This is a genomic window from Bacillus sp. RK1064 (assembly GCF_051488405.1).
In the GTDB taxonomy this organism is placed as follows: domain Bacteria; phylum Bacillota; class Bacilli; order Bacillales; family Bacillaceae; genus Bacillus.
Genome location: NZ_JBPSCZ010000001.1, coordinates 1,764,955 through 1,781,058 on the forward strand (window position 1 = coordinate 1,764,955; position 16,104 = coordinate 1,781,058).

The window sequence follows — 16,104 nt, forward strand, 5'->3', positions numbered from 1 at the left end:
TTAACGTCTTCTAACTGGTTAAATTATAACGACAGCACTTCGCTCTAGTCAATTTTGAAGAGAATCACAGGGTTTATTAACTTGTCTCACTTCATTCATCATGTTGGAGGATGTCATGTTGAGTTTTTTTTGTTAATTTGTGAAAAACCAATTGGTAGGAATGTTCGATTAACTCCTCTACAAATGAAGATGGAATGTCCGCATCAAGGTAAATCGAATTCCAATGAGTCTTATTCATATAATAGCCCGGAATAATCCCCTCATGCGCCTCTCTTAGTTCTTCAGCATGTTGAGGGTCACATTTTAAAGTGATGACAGGTTTTCGATTCGCATCTCCGCCCATCATAGCAAACATCTTTCCACCAATATGATAACGATCTGCCTGCCATTCTGGCTGATAATCATGGGTTACTCCTTTTAAAGAAAGACAAAATGCCTGTAGTTTCTCTTTTTCCATTAGATTCGCTCCTTTTTTAAGTCGTCTTCTATTCTTTCTATTATATCGACAATGAAGGCAGATATCTGATCTTTTGTAACCCACTTCTTTCTTAAGCAACAATAAAAGCACAGTCCCGCTGGGCTCTGTGCTTTAACATCACTGTTCCTTTCTTATTCAAATGCCTTCTTCAATTGATCACTCATCAGATGCCAAGCCTCTTCAGCTATTGCTAAATCTCCGGCATGCGTGAAGGCGTGAGGAACTCCTTTAAACTGTCTGTATGTGACGTCTACCCCTGCTTCTTTTAACTTGTCCGCATATTGTTCGGCTTCTTGAGCTAGCGAATCTCTCTCAGCTGTGATGACGAGAGCTGGTGGCATTTGTGCCAAGGATGAACGATCAGCAAAGATCGGAGAAACGAGCGGATTGTGCGGATCTTGGCCTTGCAGATAGAAGGCATTAAAGAGTCTCGCCATTTCAACTGGGATCGCTTCTTCAAACGCTGGCTTTTGTGCTGGATCAGTGGCTAAATCAAGCGGCGGATAATCAAGCACTTGATAGACAATAGGAAGTTGGTGCCCTTTTTGAATATTTAAGAGACAAGCAGCCGTTGCCAAGTTTCCTCCTGCGCTATGTCCGCCAATGGCTATTGCTTTGGGATCTATTTGAAGCTCATCAGGGTGTTCATACAGCCACTTCAGCACATCGTAGCATTCATGAAGAGCGGCCGGGAAAGGGTGCTCTGGGGCAAGCTGATACTCCACATTGACGACGATACATTGCGCTCGGTCTGCAATGACCGGACACCAATGGTTATCCATTTCAGCACTGCCTAGGATAAATCCTCCGCCATGTAAATTCACAAAAACAGGAAGCGGCTGCTTTGATGTGTTGACCGGCTTAAATACCCATACCTTTGTTTCGCCAGCACTTGTTGGAATGTCATATTCCATTTTGTTTACTTCAGGAGGATGGACTGGTTTTAGTTCCGATTGACTCGGTAATGAACCTTCAGCTGGTTGACGTAATGACGCAGCGATTTTGATTTGTTCTTCTAAGTTCATGATCTCAGTCTCCTATCTTATTCATTTCTTCTAACTCATTCGTTCCTTTTTCCTCTTTTCCTTCTACTGAATCAGCAGCACATTCTCATTGGTTCACTTTTTATCTATCTCCCCATTTTCGCTCTCTTTGAAACAAGCATTGGGCAAATAAAAAAAGCACTGCGGCGCTAGGTCCTCAGTGCTTTTAATCTATTTTATGAAACTTGCTGTTCTACTTTCACTCGTTTAATGAAGAAAGCGATGATCAAACCAATGACGGTCATGATCACAGCAAAGATAAATGCATGCTGGACGCCATTTGTAAAGGCGAGCAGCTGGTTCATCGGATTTGCGGGATCAGCCACATTTTCCATAAAGCTGCGGGTCCCTGATGAAAGGATCGAAATACCGACCGCAGTGCCAATAGCTCCTGACACCTGCTGCAATGTATTCATAATCGCTGTACCATGCGGATATAGCTCTGGCGGCAGCTGATTTAATCCATTTGTTTGTGCAGGCATCATGATCATCGCGATTCCGACCATTAACGTAATATGAAGGGTCACAATGTATCCAATCGATGTATTCACACTTAAATTCGTGAAGCCAAACATCGTCGCTGCGACAATGACAAGCCCTGGAATCACAAGCCATTTTGGCCCAAACTTATCAAATAGCCCACCCATGATTGGAGATAGCAGACCGTTGATAATTCCACCAGGCAATAGCATTAAACCTGCTGTAAATGTAGTTAGTGCCAAGGATGTTTGCAGATACAATGGCAAAATCATCATAGCAGACAGCATCACCATCATACACACTAAGATCAGCAGTAACCCAATGACAAACATCGGATATTTAAACGGGCTTAAGTTCAACATCGGTTCCTTCATATTCAACTGTCTGAGAGAGAATACAAGAATCCCAATGACACCTACTACAATTGCAACGATCACATGCATACTGCTCCAGCCGCCGCCTTCACCGGCACTGCTAAAGCCATACACAATTCCTCCGAAACCAATGGTTGAAAGCACAATCGATAAAATGTCGATTTTTGGTCTTGTTGGCTCCGTAATATTTTGCATAAAGATAAAACCAAAGACGAGTGCAGCTATTAATAACGGAAGTGAAATCCAGAAAATCCAATGCCAAGTCAGCGATTTCAAAATAAGACCAGAGACTGTTGGACCAACAGCTGGTGCAAACATGATCACAAGACCTATAATCCCCATTGATCTGCCTCGTTTATGAGGCGGGATGATCACCAAAATCGTATTGAACATCAATGGAAGAAGCAATGCTGTACCGACTGCCTGCACGACACGTGCCACCATTAAAATACTAAAGACTGGCGCAACCGCCGCAATAAATGTTCCAATGATCGAAAAGATGAGCGACGTAATGAAAAGCTGTCTTGTTGTAAACCATTGAAGAATGAGTCCTGAAATTGGTACGAGAATACCAAGTGTTAATAAATATCCTGTTGTCAGCCACTGAGCTGTCGTTGCTTCAATACCAAAGTCTAACGTTAAGCTTCTCAGCGCCATATTTAGTGCCGTTTCACTGAACAGGCCAATAAAACCAGCTGTGATAAATGAGATAATAATGGGCAGCGTTCGAATATGAGAAGCTGCTGCTTGCTGTTTGTTCATAGTAGGTTGGCTCCTTTTCTTTTTCAATTTAGATCAATCATAGGAAGTCAGGCTGGTCAGAAATGAGCCACTTCAATGTCTATTGAAAACAGATAAAATCTGTTTCTCTGCAGCGAATTGAGCGATTTTTTCGATTGAATAACCAGATTCACAAATATAAAACATCAGTTCAGGCGTCATCGGAGAGGACATACATAATGTCGTCAGCTCAATATCCTGTATGTTCGCTTCCCCTTTTTCTTCTGCTTCCTCCAGCAAATCACGAATGATTTGTTTAAGCGATTGACTGTAATGACAATCATACACTTTACTTGTCTGTTCTAAATTCCCAGAGATTGTAAGCATCCGAATCCAGTCTAAATGATGACCGACGATGAGATGAATTTCTTCGAGCACATAACGCAAACGTTCACGAACCGGCTGGTCACTGATTTTGCTCAAGTAAAGATGCAAAGCAGGGATCAGCTGTTCAAATCTTTCTCCAAGGATAGAAAGGCACAAATCACTTTTATTGGCATAGCGGCGGTAAAGAGTGCCCTGCCCAACACCAGCTGTTTTGGCAATTTTATGCATGCTGACATTTTCCACGCCAAATTCCTGAAACAAAGAAAAAGCGACCTCTTCAATTTCCTTTCCAATATCCTTTTCCATGATGCCTCACCTTCTTTACCTTCATCCATATTGCACTTATCTCTATGTGTTAAATCTCATCTCTTTTGATTCTCATTAGGACAATTGTCCCGATATTATCTTACGGACAACTGTCCGCTTTGTCAATCATTCTTTATTAAATGGCATGAAAAATATCAAAAACTCAATTTTAACGAATGAGTTTTTGATGACCTTTTGCTGTTTATACCATTTTCTTTAGTAACTTCCTATGAAATAAGAGAAGAATCTAGCAAAAAATCCTCTTTAATATCATATATTAGACCGATTTTCCATTTTGAGAGAATCATGTATGATCAATTAAGAAAACGCTTTCAAAAAAGGAGAGGGGAATGCCTACATGTCTTACCGTGTGAAACGAATGTTGATGCTGCTTGTCACTGGAATAGTCTTGAGTTTGTCCACATTTACTGCGGGTGCCTCGGCACAAACAGGCGGGTCGTTTTACGAGCCTTTTAACAACTATAATACGGGGTTATGGCAAAAAGCCGATGGGTACTCGAATGGAAACATGTTTAACTGTACGTGGCGTGCAAATAATGTCTCCATGACGTCATTAGGTGAAATGCGATTATCGCTCACAAGTCCCTCCTATAATAAGTTTGACTGCGGAGAAAACCGCTCCACTCAAACATATGGCTACGGTCTATATGAAGTCAGCATGAAACCAGCCAAAAATGTAGGGATCGTGTCTTCGTTCTTTACTTATACGGGACCGACTGATGGTACGCCTTGGGATGAAATTGATATCGAATTTCTAGGAAAAGATACGACAAAGGTTCAGTTTAACTACTATACCAATGGTGTAGGAAATCATGAAAAGATCGTCAACCTTGGTTTTGATGCAGCAAACTCTTATCACACGTATGCATTTGACTGGCAGCCTAACTCGATTAAATGGTATGTAGATGGACAATTAAAACATACTGCCACTACTCAAATCCCTCAAACTCCAGGAAAGATTATGATGAACCTCTGGAATGGTGCAGGTGTCGATGAATGGCTCGGCTCCTATAACGGTGTTACACCGCTCCACGCACATTATAACTGGGTGCGTTACACAAAAAGATAACCACATCACAAAACCTGTGAAAAGTCACAGGTTTTTCTTCATTTAAATTAAGCTGGTTTTTAGTTGATGAACCAGCTTTTGTTCATAGCTGTGGATAATATCTTCATAACTTTCTATCTTGTAATCTAACCGCTTAATCGTCTCTTCGATTTCCTTTTGTTTTTCTACAAGTCTTTCTCTCTCATTGACCAAAATACTTTTCCGCGAGGACAGGGTACGATCCTCGCCCTCGATAAATAAAGCCGTATATTCTCTAAGTGCATCAATTGAGAGACCCGCATTTCTCATACATTTGATAAATTCAATCCACTGAATATCTTCTTCTGCATAATCACGAACACCGTTTTCATCACGCCGGATCGGTCGAATTAAACCAATATTCTCGTAGTATCTGAGCGTGGCAGTAGATAAATCGAGCTGCTTGGCGGCTTGTGCTATTTTCATTGTTTTCACCCTTCTCTTCTTCTCTCACCTTATGAAAAATGAAATTCCTTCTTCTCATCATCTCCAATTTGATAGAGAACGCAAGATGCTTTTGGCTCAATTCTTTATTTAAGGATGTTGAAAAGCTTGAAGAGGGTTCTCTATTGACTTAGAGTTCACTTTAAGACGTACAGTATAGAAGTAAAGAATCTTACTTTTGAAAGGATGATCAAGAATGTGTCAGACGCACCATTCAAACGTTTTAAGTGTTTCACATGCAAAAGCGAGCTTTGAACGGACAACCATTGAACGAAGAGCGCTTCGTCCACATGATATTTTAATCGATATTCAATTTAGCGGGATCTGTCATTCAGATATCCACAGTGCCTTTGATGAATGGGGCGGCGGTATTTTCCCAATGGTTCCGGGTCATGAGATCACTGGAGTCGTTGCCGCTGTTGGTGATGATGTGACGAAATTTCAGATCGGAGACCGTGTAGGTGTTGGCTGCTTTGTTGATTCCTGCGGCACCTGTGAATATTGCCAAAATGGAGACGAGCAATATTGCACGAAAGGGGTCGTCCAAACCTATAATAACCTCGATTATGACGGGGAACCGACTTACGGCGGCTATAGTCAGAAGATTGTCGTGACAGAGCGCTTTGTCGTCAGCATTCCAGATCAACTATCCCTTGATGCCGCAAGTCCTCTTCTCTGCGCTGGAATCACAACTTATTCACCGTTAAAGCACTGGAAAGCAGGGCCAGGTAAAAAAGTTGCCATCGTCGGGATGGGCGGACTCGGTCACGTGGCCATTCAATTCGCACGTGCACTTGGCGCTGAAGTCACGGTATTGAGCCGCTCTTTGAATAAAAAAGAAGAGGCGCTGTCATTTGGTGCAAAAGATTATTTTGCTACAAGTGATCCTCATACCTTTCAGTCACTAGCCGGTCAGTATGACCTCATTCTCAACACAGTTTCTGCCAATATCAATATAGACGCCTATTTGTCCCTACTTCGTGTGGATGGAACCTTGGTGAACGTCGGTGCACCACCTGAGCCAGATCAATTCCACGTCTTTTCATTGATTACTGGCCGCCGCAGCATTGCCGGTTCACTCGTTGGAGGCATACAAGAAACACAAGAAATGCTCGATTTCGCAGCTGCTCACAATATCGCACCACAAATTGAAGTGATCAACGCAAGTCAAGTTGATGAAGCGTATGAACGTGTGCTGAAAAGTGATGTGCGTTATCGGTTTGTCATTGATATTTCGACATTATGATCGGATTCTATTTTGAAAGACTAGCTCAATGGCTGGTCTTTTTTAATGGTGGATATCCTGTTTTTCTTATAGCGAGGATTCTAGAGGATATGTTCAAAAATCATGGATAATAAAAAAAAATCACACCCAAAATTCCTTCAAAATAATCTCTCTTTTTTAGAACTAAATTTATTGACAAAAAATAAATAAACATGTTATTATTAAAAATTTGATTATTTCGGATCGATTTGTGGTACCCTTATAGTAGGTACTTAATATGGAGGTGGATGATATGTTTCAAATTGGTGATAACATTGTGTATCCAATGCATGGAGCAGGTATAATTGAAGCCATAGAAGAAAAAGAATTTTCTGATGAAAAACAACAGTATTATGTGATTAATATGTCAATCAGTCATATGAAAGTGATGATTCCAACACGGAAAATGTCGGGTTCACGTATTAGACCTGTTACAGATATACTGGCATTAAACAGTGTGATACACATTTTCCAGCATGGCAAATCAGATCAAATACTGACATGGAAAGAACGGCATACAATTAATACAAACAAAATAAAAACGGGTAGCATCCAAGACGGTGCTGAAGTTGTACGTGACCTGATGCGTATGAAGAAAGAGAAAGCACTAAATGCAAGTGAAAAGAAAATGCTAGATGATGCCCATGAATTTTTGCTAAGTGAATTAGAAGTCATCAAAGGGATTACAGAAAAGCAAATAAAAAGTTTCTGTTAAGAACTCTGCCGCTCTTTTGGGCATCCCTCACCATTTTTGAATACATGTTCTCTAAGAACCTATCCACCCTTCAACTTATGAAAGAAAAAAGAATTTATTTAGGCAAATTCCGCATATTGTAAATCCAATATGCTATACTGTTGATAAACCTTTGAAGCATGAATTTTTTTACGATTACCTTGTAACATCTCCCTACTTGTACGCTGAGTAGGGTTTTTTATTGAAGAAATAATTGGAAACACAAAAAAACAGGCTCTCTACAGAGAACCTGTTTTTAAAAATGAAGATTAAGCAGTTTTTTGAACGTTAGCAGCTTGAGCTCCACGAGAACCTTGCTCTACGTCAAATGTTACTTTTTGACCTTCGTCTAAAGATTTGAATCCGTCACCTTGGATAGCTGAGAAATGTACGAATACATCGTCGCCTTCTTCACGTTCGATAAATCCAAAACCTTTTTCTGCGTTAAACCATTTTACTGTACCTTGTTCCATGTTTGTTGCCTCCTAGTGCGTTACCACACAATGTATTATACTATCCTTGCCCAAAGTATCCTCAAGACGAAAAGTCTTTCTTCATGCTATCCTTTACGCCGAACAAAAATAATTATTCTTATTGTAACATGAATCGGAAATAATTGCAATTTAGGATTTAAAAGAGCATGATTTTGTTCTTCTCTCCCTCACAAATTTAGTTAAGAAGAAAAGGATTATCATCAATCTGATTTATCTTGATTAAATTTTATCTTACACTTAAAAATAATAAATTCTCTTAATATTAGAAACGTCTCTTCCCTTTAAACTTATATATCAAAAAGTAAATAATCAATAAAACAAATAGAATAATTACAGTTTTTAATACAATGGAGTATATATTAGCTCTCCTTAAGTGTTTTAAGGTTTCCTTTTCATTAAGAACACCATTTCCATATGATATAACGTCTTTTTCTTTTTTACTATAATTAGATAACATATTAAGAATTTGTTCATTAGTTATATTTTTATTCTCTTGCAACATCAGTGATAAAAAACCCGCTAAATAAGCAGCTGCTACAGAAGTTCCACTTATTCTCGTTTCATTCTTATTTTGATCAACACTTTTTAAATTTTCACCTGGAGCCATAATATCAATACCTCTTCCCTTACTAGATTGAAACCACCTACGCCCACTTTGATTAACTGCTCCAACTCCTATTACCCCATCTAATTTTGCAGGATATCTAATTGTATCTTTTTTGGATAGACCATCATTTCCCACCGCAGATATTAAGACAATATCCTTTTCTAGTGCTTTTTTAATAATACTTTCCATTTTTTCAGAATACTTTGTACCTCCTAAGCTCATTAATATAATATCTACATCATACCGGATCGCTTTCTCAATACCTTTAATAACAGCATCATATTTACCAGAAATATTTTTTTCCATAACTTTAATAATATAGAATTCAGCTTCAGGTGCGATACCAAATTCTTTAGATCCAATGATATTCGCTGTTAATGAGCCATGACCGTTCTTATCTTCTATATCATCCCCTTCATAAACTACATTGTACTTCTTTATAATATTAATATTACTTCCACTATAACCAGTATCTAATATAGCTATTGATACTCCTTTTCCAGTTAATCCGTATTTATCAGCGATTGCTTTAATTCTATGCTGAGGATCATCTGCTGAAACTATAGGCATATTCGCAAAAAAAATAAATGTGACTAAAATAGTACAAAAACACCTTTTGTTCATTATTACCTTTACCTCCATATTATTGTTGATATTACTTTATTATCATATTATAATATACATGATTTTATTTAACAGGAGGGAATTTTTTGAAGAATTTAAAAGAAATTAGTTGTACTATCGCCTTAATTATGTTATTTACTATTATAGGGCCGACCATTACAACAGTAACCGCACAAGAATCAGAGTATGAAGAAACTACCGAACCGCAAAACAACACTAGTTTCACTGACGAAAAGTTACTCAAACAGGATATTTCTCTTTTGATTAATGATCAAAATATTATAAATGATGCAAAAGATATTGATCATAATATGTCAGATAAAGAAAAAGAACAGTATCAAGAAAAGTTTTCTAATTTAAAAGAAAGTGCTTTTAAATTAGATGATGAGACACTCTCTTATATTGATAACATTAATCCAGATATTGATGTGCAACTATTAATTGACCAAGAAGAACAAATTAAAGAAGAACTAGCATTAGAAAGTGAAGTTGACGCTTTAATAGCTCCTATACTTATTAGAGGCGCTATTTCAGCAACAGTATTCTTATTAAGAAAAGCAGGCATTAGGGTTTTAACTGTCAGTTGGCATGTAGGTTTAAGAATGATTCAACGTCAAATTACTCCTAAACAAGTCTTTGATGCGGTGAAATACGGTAAAAAGTATTATGATCCAAAATATAATTCTACAGTATATCATTATAAGGGTGTAGCTGTAGCTAAACAGGGCAATACTTTGACTACAACATATAAAAGTGGAGTTAAAAAGAGGTGGAAAAAATGAAGATAATGAAGATTATGAAGAATAGGATAACTTTTGATAAAGCAGCTAACTTTGGATATATATATGTCTTTAATAAAAAATATAAATATAAAATTAAGGAAACAGAAGAGTTAGAAGCTAATGAGTTAATAGCTTTAGATATTGATAAAGAAAATAAGATAGTTGGTTTAGAAATTTTTGGGGAAGAAGCTATTTATATTAAAAATAGTGATATTTCTCAAATGTATAAACAAATAGATGGTTCCTATTATTTTTTATTAGTTGATAAACCTGTAAAAAGCTCATCCATATTTTTAGGAATTGAATTCCTTTTTGAGAATGAAGATTACACTAACTTTATCGGTTATAAAATTTTAGATAATGAAAAATATAAAATAGAGCTTTTGAATTAAACATGCTATTAGTCTTGATGTATTTATATTTAAAACACTCACCTAATCAGTGAGTGTTTTTGAACTGTATTTTCTTTATTTGAAATAAAAATACAGTCGAAAGAATTAAATCTTTTCTTCGACGGATTATTAAATCACTAAAAATTCTATATCTTTTGGTTGTGTCATTAATCAATTTTAGATATGAAGGTCATATTCATAAGAACATTGCTAACTTTTCCTCTATAGTCTTTAAAAACTTTCCCGTCTCCTCCAGAACGAAAAATTTTCTTTAACACCTGCAAAGAGCTTTTAAATGGTCATTATATAGTAGATTGAGGGTAATTCCTCCAAATACCGCAGTTCTCTTTTCAGAACAAAAATTCAAAAATAAAATCTTTTCTCACTACCAGAAGATTTATTTTTGAAAACAAAGTCGAACACATCTAAAGAAAACCGCATCACCGATCCAACTGGAACAGCTTTATGATTAAGCTCAAAAGAGAGAATAACTTCAAAGGCCAAGGCAGAAAAATCTTGTTTTAATTGATTATCTGCAATGTAATAGGATTGACCGGTCTGTTTACGCTTTTTCACTTTCACACGATATTGTAAACCGTAGGTTTGCATAATACGTTGTACTGTCTTATGATTCATTTTCATTTCTTTCTGCAAGAGAGCTGTGATTTTAGAATAACCGTACATATATTGATATGATCTACAAACTGATGAAGTCAACTCGATTAGTATCTGCTGCTTTGGGATAACCTTGTTTTTATCATCGATAAAATGTGGGTTTTGCAAGTTCAAACATCTGACAAAATGCATGCACTTTATACTCACTTGACTTTTTTACGGTTTCATAAATCGACACTAACGATTCTTTTTTCACTTCCTTTCCCATTCTATGTATTTTTTAATATGTCAATGATTATTTTAGAAAACGATTTTCTATTTTTAACTTCTCGTTCTCATCTTGATGGTCAAGTGTCCAACCATGTAATATTACAATCGGAAATCCATCTCCAATGACTTTATGGTAAATTGACATGTATTTGCATCCCCTTTTCTAGCGCTTCCCTAGTAATCTCAAGATTTTTTGTTGTTTTTCTTCATCATAGCTTAAAGTGAATAAAATCTTTGTTAGGAAGCTATGCTATGATTCCCCAACGAACTTCTCACGTAGATGGATTTTATTATGACTTTGATTTTTCTAATTGGTTTTCGCCCCATAAAAGAAGTTGTTCAAATATAGGGATCAGCTCTAGTCCTGCCCCAGTCAATGAATATTCTACTCTTGATGGAACTTCATTATACTGAACTCGTTGAACAATTCCGTTTTCAATCAGATCCTTTAATGATTGATTGAGCATTGTTCCTGTAATTCCATACACTTTACGCTTTAACTCATTATATCGAATATCATTGTAACTACATAGTACAGCTAAGATTTTTAAATTCCATTTTCCCGCTAATATATTTAAGGCATAACTTGCTGGAGCTATCGCTTTATTTAGCTCACTTTCAGTCATATTTTATCCACTCCTTAGTCAGTTTTTCCTTACTTAGTCAGTTTATATTGAGTACTTGTTAAATCAATTCCATTTATTATAATCAAATATGTAAACCATGTCACCCATGTATTAGAGAGCTAAATTGATTTTAATACCCTTCAAGTTCATACTTTTTCTAGGAGATGGAGTGAGTAAATGAAAAATGAAAAGATGAGTGCTGCACAATATACTAAATATGGATCACCGAATGTTCTTTTTGAAGATTCTATATCAAAACCTGTTATAGAAACTGGAGAAGTACTCATTCGTGTACATGGGTCGAGTGTAAACTCTATGGATACGCTATTTCGATCAGGCAAGATGAAACTATTAACGGGTAATCAATTCCCTAAAGGAACAGGGGCAGACTTTTCTGGTGAGGTTGTTGAGGTAGGATCGAACGTAAAAAATTATCAATTAGGTGATAGAGTGTGGGGAGTTCTTCCTATGAAATTAAGGAGCCAAATTGGTAGTGCCGCTGAATATGTAGCTATATCACCTGAGAAAATATCTAAAATTCCTACAAAGGTTGATCTCTTACAAGCTGCGGCATTGCCAGGCGTAGGTGCTACTGCAATTATTGCTTTAAAATATAAAACTAAACTTAGAAAAGGCGAAAAGTTACTTGTACGTGGTGCAAGTGGAGGAGTCGGAAGCATTGCGATTCAAATTGGCAAAATGTTAGGTGCTCATGTAACTGCTCTTGCAAACGAAAAACATCTTACTTTTCTTCAAGAGCTAGGTGCAGACGAAGTATTTGATTATAAAAAAACATCTCCTACTGATCTTAAAAAGTTTGATGTAGTCATGGACACAGTGGGAACTGACCTCAAACATTATAGGCGCTTGCTTGCAAAGAACGGTAGAATGGTTACTATTGGATTTCCTAGTTTTTCGTCCTTAATATATATATTAGCTTCAACTACTTTCGGTTCTCGTAGAGTTCGCACATTCAGTGCAAATCCCAAAAATGAACTTCTAAAAGAATTAGCATCTTATGTAGATTCCAACAAGGTCAGACCAGTTATTGATAGCATTTATTTTTTATCTGATGTTGCCAAAGCTCATCATTCCTTAGAAGCTGGAGGTGGACGAGGAAAACGTATCATAAATTTACTTGATAAAAAATAAGCCATCATTTCAGGATAAAATGGACGCTCGTTTCTTGTAAAAGGCGTTGCTCCATTTGCGGCGTTATTAGGCGGGGCTTTAGATGGATTGAGATCAACTCAATTTGCTGATGCATTCAGGACTTTAGCCGCTAAAATATAGATCGTCTTTTCACCAGTACCAAGACTAGCTATTGGAGGTACATATAAGTTTGTTTCCAAATTAATCAGAGACTATAACTCTTTCAGTAGGATATACTAGATCTAAATCCTATGACATAGCGTTTGATTATGCTAAAAGATATTATGAAAAAAACCGTTACTACTTTACTAGCAATATTCAATATTTCTGCTGTAAAAGGTGCATGTGGTAAGCAAGTCTTCTCCCATAGCTGTATTTTCCGCACAAAAAAAATAATACCAAAGGTGGTTAAACCCTTGGTATTATTGGGATGCGGCCGAGAGGACTTGAACCTCCACGGGTTATTCACCCACTAGGCCCTCAACCTAGCGCGTCTGCCATTCCGCCACGACCGCGTGTATGATGTGCTCTTATATTCATAAGTGCACTGTTTGAAAAAACAATGCGGGTGAAGGGACTTGAACCCCCACGTCATAAAGACACTAGATCCTAAGTCTAGCGCGTCTGCCAATTCCGCCACACCCGCGTGACAATGGTGAGCCATGAAGGACTCGAACCTTCGACCCTCTGATTAAAAGTCAGATGCTCTACCAACTGAGCTAATGGCTCATCTGCTATGCAGAAAAACATATATAAAAAATGGCTGGGCTAGCTGGATTCGAACCAACGCATGACGGAGTCAAAGTCCGTTGCCTTACCGCTTGGCTATAGCCCAACGAATCAAAAAACAAAACATGACCCGTACGGGATTCGAACCCGTGTTACCGCCGTGAAAGGGCGGTGTCTTAACCGCTTGACCAACGGGCCATACAATAATGGCGGAGAAGGAGGGATTTGAACCCTCGCGCCGCTTACGCGACCTACACCCTTAGCAGGGGCGCCTCTTCAGCCACTTGAGTACTTCTCCATTATGGCTCCGCAGGTAGGACTCGAACCTACGACCGATCGGTTAACAGCCGATAGCTCTACCACTGAGCTACTGCGGAATAATAAGACATGTTTCATTATATATATGCCAGAAAAATGTGTCAAGAATTTTTAAGCGTTTCATTCCTGCCCCATTTGCGACGGCTTTTATAATTTAACATATACTAATATAACAGTCAAGCCTTTTTCCATGCCATTTGTTTAACTTGGCAGAAAGCCCCCGACCTCTTAACGTAGACCAAGGGCCTTGATGCAGCCTTCCTCAGGAGACTAAGACAGCTTAAACTTTCGCATCCACTTATAAAAAGTACTTCTTGGCACCCCTGCTAACTTCGCTGCTTCTGACACATGACCTTTCGTATTATGCAGTGCTTCTATCACTGTTTGCTTTTGAATGCGCTCCCTAAACGTGAGTTCTTTTGGAATCTCGGTACACTCTTCTGGATGCAGCTTCTGCTTTTTCTGATCAATCGTCTCTAATACTGAAGCATATTGCGATTCACCAATCCATCCGCCTTTAGGAAAGAGGACCCTTAGATGTTCAAACAGATTAAAAAGCTCTCGTATGTTTCCTGGCCAATGATACGCTTCTAGCTTACGAAAAAATGATTCAGGAAACGCCGCATTCCAGTGGTACTTCTTTTGGTAATAACGATTTAAATCATGAATGTCTTCTTTTCTTTCTCTAAGCGGCGGGATGTTGATCGGATAGACATGAAGACGGTAATACAAGTCTTCTCGTATTTTTCCTTCCTTCAGCAGTTCGTTCATATTACGGTGTGTTGCTGTAATGATTCGAATATCCAAAGGGATTTCGTGTGTCCCGCCGAGCGGAACGACTTTCCTTTCTTCTATCACCCGAAGAAGTGCTACTTGCATCGCATATGGGATTTCGCCAATTTCGTCTAAAAAGAGTGTTCCTTTATGAGCTTGTTCAAATTTCCCTTTAGCTCCGTGACGTTTTGCCCCTGTAAAAGCCCCTTCAGCATAGCCGAATAATTCGCTTTCTAACAGGCTTTCAGGAATGGCTCCGCAATTAACAGCAATAAACGGTCCTCTATGCCTTTCACTGGCTGAGTGAATAGCTCTAGCGGCCAGTTCCTTCCCTGTACCTGTTTCGCCCCAAATATATACATTGGCATCTGTTTGTGCCGCTCTCTTCATCTCACTGAGCGTCTGTTGAAACACCTTACTTGTTCCAGATTCCCCGGGAAATTGAGCAAAAGAAACGGTGATGCTGCTTTTCGCTGCTTCTTCAAGGGAAAGGGACATGCCCAGCATCTTTCCATCTAGCTCTGATTGAATGATCTGCGTTCCCCGGATAACAAATGGATGACCCTTAAGCCGCTCGACATCCATTCCGTACCAGTCAGAAAATCGTTCTCTAATCGACCTGCTTGCAGAAACAATTTGCTTTTTTTCATTACAGACCACATACGGTGCGTCTGCTTCCACCTGCTGGAGAGAATGAGTGATCAGCTCCATCTCTCTCCTTTTTTGCTGGACTTGAATTTCTCTCTCTATGGCATAAGCAACCGTTGAAGCCATTCCAAGCATAAAAGGGTGCTTGTTATCCGCGATACAGGAGATATCAATCACCCCTATGATCGTACCGTCTGCATCACGAATAGGAGCGGCTGAACAACTCCAATGGTGAGAGGCGACAGAAAAATGCTCAGTTCCGTTGATCGTCACAGCTTCCCCGATGACGAGTGCCGTTCCAATAGCGTTCGTCCCTACATCTGTTTCGGTCCAGCGCGAACCCTCCATAAAATTAATTTTTCTTGCTTCCACCATCGTTCTTTGGCTACCTGTCAGACTTAGCACATAACCGTCTGCATCGATGAGTAAGGCCAGCATGTCAGATTCTTTTAATTGCTGACTGATTTTATTTAAGTAAGGAAGAGCGGTATTGAGGAATAATGAGTATTTCTTTTTTTGGGCACTGAATAATTCCTTTTCTAACAACGACTGTCCTTTATCTAAATACGGATTCACATTTGCCTGTTTACACCTGTGCCATGATTCCATCACTCTCTTATTCAGACGAGACTTATCAAGCAAACCTTCACGAACAAAACGTTTCCACGTATTTAAATAACAAGGCGTCGGATTCATTCCATCCTCTCCTCTGGGGGCTTTTTATTCATTATAGATA

At 38.5% G+C, this 16,104-nt stretch carries 16 protein-coding genes and 7 tRNA genes; 6 read left to right on the forward strand and 17 right to left on the reverse strand.

All coding sequences use genetic code 11. The features are described from left to right. Positions 1-91 precede the first annotated feature (91 nt). The 4 genes from ACSSTM_RS09180 to ACSSTM_RS09195 form a co-directional block, all read right to left on the reverse strand. A complete protein-coding gene (locus ACSSTM_RS09180) occupies positions 92-457 on the reverse strand; it encodes an MmcQ/YjbR family DNA-binding protein (protein ID WP_420735097.1) in 366 nt (121 codons plus the stop codon). Between the two features lie 152 nt (positions 458-609). Continuing rightward, positions 610-1,503, reverse strand: a complete 894-nt coding sequence (locus ACSSTM_RS09185) for an alpha/beta hydrolase (protein ID WP_095286256.1) — start codon at positions 1,501-1,503, stop codon at positions 610-612. Between the two features lie 194 nt (positions 1,504-1,697). Then, positions 1,698-3,137 (reverse strand): DHA2 family efflux MFS transporter permease subunit, encoded by a 1,440-nt coding sequence (locus tag ACSSTM_RS09190; protein WP_034666046.1) that lies wholly within the window; start codon positions 3,135-3,137, stop codon positions 1,698-1,700. A gap of 72 nt (positions 3,138-3,209) precedes the next feature. After that, on the reverse strand, positions 3,210-3,788 hold the full coding sequence (locus ACSSTM_RS09195; protein ID WP_034666049.1) for a TetR/AcrR family transcriptional regulator: 579 nt from the start codon (positions 3,786-3,788) through the stop codon (positions 3,210-3,212). A gap of 358 nt (positions 3,789-4,146) precedes the next feature. On the opposite strand from ACSSTM_RS09195, the gene bglS reads away from it, so the two are divergent. Next, positions 4,147-4,878, forward strand: a complete 732-nt coding sequence (bglS, locus tag ACSSTM_RS09200) for a beta-glucanase (protein WP_003214284.1) — start codon at positions 4,147-4,149, stop codon at positions 4,876-4,878. Positions 4,879-4,920: 42 nt separating this feature from the next. On the opposite strand, the gene ACSSTM_RS09205 is transcribed toward bglS, so the two are convergent. Next, positions 4,921-5,322 (reverse strand): MerR family transcriptional regulator, encoded by a 402-nt coding sequence (locus tag ACSSTM_RS09205; protein ID WP_034666051.1) that lies wholly within the window; start codon positions 5,320-5,322, stop codon positions 4,921-4,923. Between the two features lie 214 nt (positions 5,323-5,536). Here ACSSTM_RS09205 and ACSSTM_RS09210 point away from each other — a divergent pair, with 214 nt between their 5' ends. Both ACSSTM_RS09210 and ACSSTM_RS09215 read left to right on the forward strand, forming a co-directional pair. Further along, positions 5,537-6,586: an NAD(P)-dependent alcohol dehydrogenase gene (locus tag ACSSTM_RS09210; RefSeq protein ID WP_034666054.1), complete on the forward strand. Its 1,050-nt coding sequence runs from the start codon at positions 5,537-5,539 to the stop codon at positions 6,584-6,586. Positions 6,587-6,857: 271 nt separating this feature from the next. Continuing rightward, on the forward strand, positions 6,858-7,319 hold the full coding sequence (locus tag ACSSTM_RS09215) for a CarD family transcriptional regulator (RefSeq protein ID WP_095286254.1): 462 nt from the start codon (positions 6,858-6,860) through the stop codon (positions 7,317-7,319). Positions 7,320-7,606: 287 nt separating this feature from the next. Here ACSSTM_RS09215 and ACSSTM_RS09220 read toward each other — a convergent pair whose 3' ends face one another. Next, positions 7,607-7,810 carry a cold-shock protein gene (locus tag ACSSTM_RS09220; RefSeq protein ID WP_003214229.1) on the reverse strand — a complete coding sequence of 68 codons (204 nt, stop codon included), beginning with the start codon at positions 7,808-7,810 and terminating at the stop codon, positions 7,607-7,609. Positions 7,811-8,093: 283 nt separating this feature from the next. Beyond that, positions 8,094-9,062 (reverse strand): S8 family serine peptidase, encoded by a 969-nt coding sequence (locus ACSSTM_RS09225; RefSeq protein WP_052004396.1) that lies wholly within the window; start codon positions 9,060-9,062, stop codon positions 8,094-8,096. Between the two features lie 86 nt (positions 9,063-9,148). Here ACSSTM_RS09225 and ACSSTM_RS09230 point away from each other — a divergent pair, with 86 nt between their 5' ends. Then, positions 9,149-9,844, forward strand: coding sequence for a hypothetical protein (locus ACSSTM_RS09230; protein ID WP_034666060.1), 696 nt, complete (start codon positions 9,149-9,151; stop codon positions 9,842-9,844). Continuing rightward, the gene (locus ACSSTM_RS09235) at positions 9,841-10,236 is read left to right on the forward strand and encodes a DUF2283 domain-containing protein (protein WP_052004397.1); all 396 of its coding nucleotides are present in this window, start codon (positions 9,841-9,843) and stop codon (positions 10,234-10,236) included. Before ACSSTM_RS09230 ends, ACSSTM_RS09235 begins: the two co-directional genes overlap by 4 nt. Positions 10,237-10,599: 363 nt before the next feature. Here ACSSTM_RS09235 and ACSSTM_RS09240 read toward each other — a convergent pair whose 3' ends face one another. Both ACSSTM_RS09240 and ACSSTM_RS09245 read right to left on the reverse strand, forming a co-directional pair. Continuing rightward, positions 10,600-11,019: an IS3 family transposase gene (locus ACSSTM_RS09240; protein ID WP_161937192.1), complete on the reverse strand. Its 420-nt coding sequence runs from the start codon at positions 11,017-11,019 to the stop codon at positions 10,600-10,602. Between the two features lie 392 nt (positions 11,020-11,411). Next, positions 11,412-11,747 (reverse strand): winged helix-turn-helix transcriptional regulator, encoded by a 336-nt coding sequence (locus ACSSTM_RS09245; RefSeq protein ID WP_095286249.1) that lies wholly within the window; start codon positions 11,745-11,747, stop codon positions 11,412-11,414. A gap of 177 nt (positions 11,748-11,924) precedes the next feature. Here ACSSTM_RS09245 and ACSSTM_RS09250 point away from each other — a divergent pair, with 177 nt between their 5' ends. Then, a complete protein-coding gene (locus ACSSTM_RS09250; protein WP_420735098.1) occupies positions 11,925-12,899 on the forward strand; it encodes an NAD(P)-dependent alcohol dehydrogenase in 975 nt (324 codons plus the stop codon). A 431-nt stretch (positions 12,900-13,330) separates the two neighbouring features. On the opposite strand, the gene ACSSTM_RS09255 is transcribed toward ACSSTM_RS09250, so the two are convergent. From ACSSTM_RS09255 to ACSSTM_RS09290, 8 genes are all read right to left on the reverse strand, one after another. Continuing rightward, positions 13,331-13,414: transfer RNA gene (locus ACSSTM_RS09255), tRNA-Leu, on the reverse strand. A gap of 48 nt (positions 13,415-13,462) precedes the next feature. Continuing rightward, positions 13,463-13,545 (reverse strand) — tRNA-Leu (locus ACSSTM_RS09260). A gap of 7 nt (positions 13,546-13,552) precedes the next feature. After that, a tRNA-Lys gene (locus ACSSTM_RS09265) sits at positions 13,553-13,628 on the reverse strand. A 31-nt stretch (positions 13,629-13,659) separates the two neighbouring features. Next, positions 13,660-13,734 (reverse strand) — tRNA-Gln (locus tag ACSSTM_RS09270). A 20-nt stretch (positions 13,735-13,754) separates the two neighbouring features. Next, positions 13,755-13,826 (reverse strand) — tRNA-Glu (locus tag ACSSTM_RS09275). A 9-nt stretch (positions 13,827-13,835) separates the two neighbouring features. Further along, positions 13,836-13,926 (reverse strand) — tRNA-Ser (locus ACSSTM_RS09280). Between the two features lie 4 nt (positions 13,927-13,930). Further along, positions 13,931-14,005: transfer RNA gene (locus ACSSTM_RS09285), tRNA-Asn, on the reverse strand. A 211-nt stretch (positions 14,006-14,216) separates the two neighbouring features. Then, positions 14,217-16,064: a sigma-54-dependent Fis family transcriptional regulator gene (locus ACSSTM_RS09290; protein ID WP_420735099.1), complete on the reverse strand. Its 1,848-nt coding sequence runs from the start codon at positions 16,062-16,064 to the stop codon at positions 14,217-14,219. Positions 16,065-16,104 lie beyond the last annotated feature (40 nt).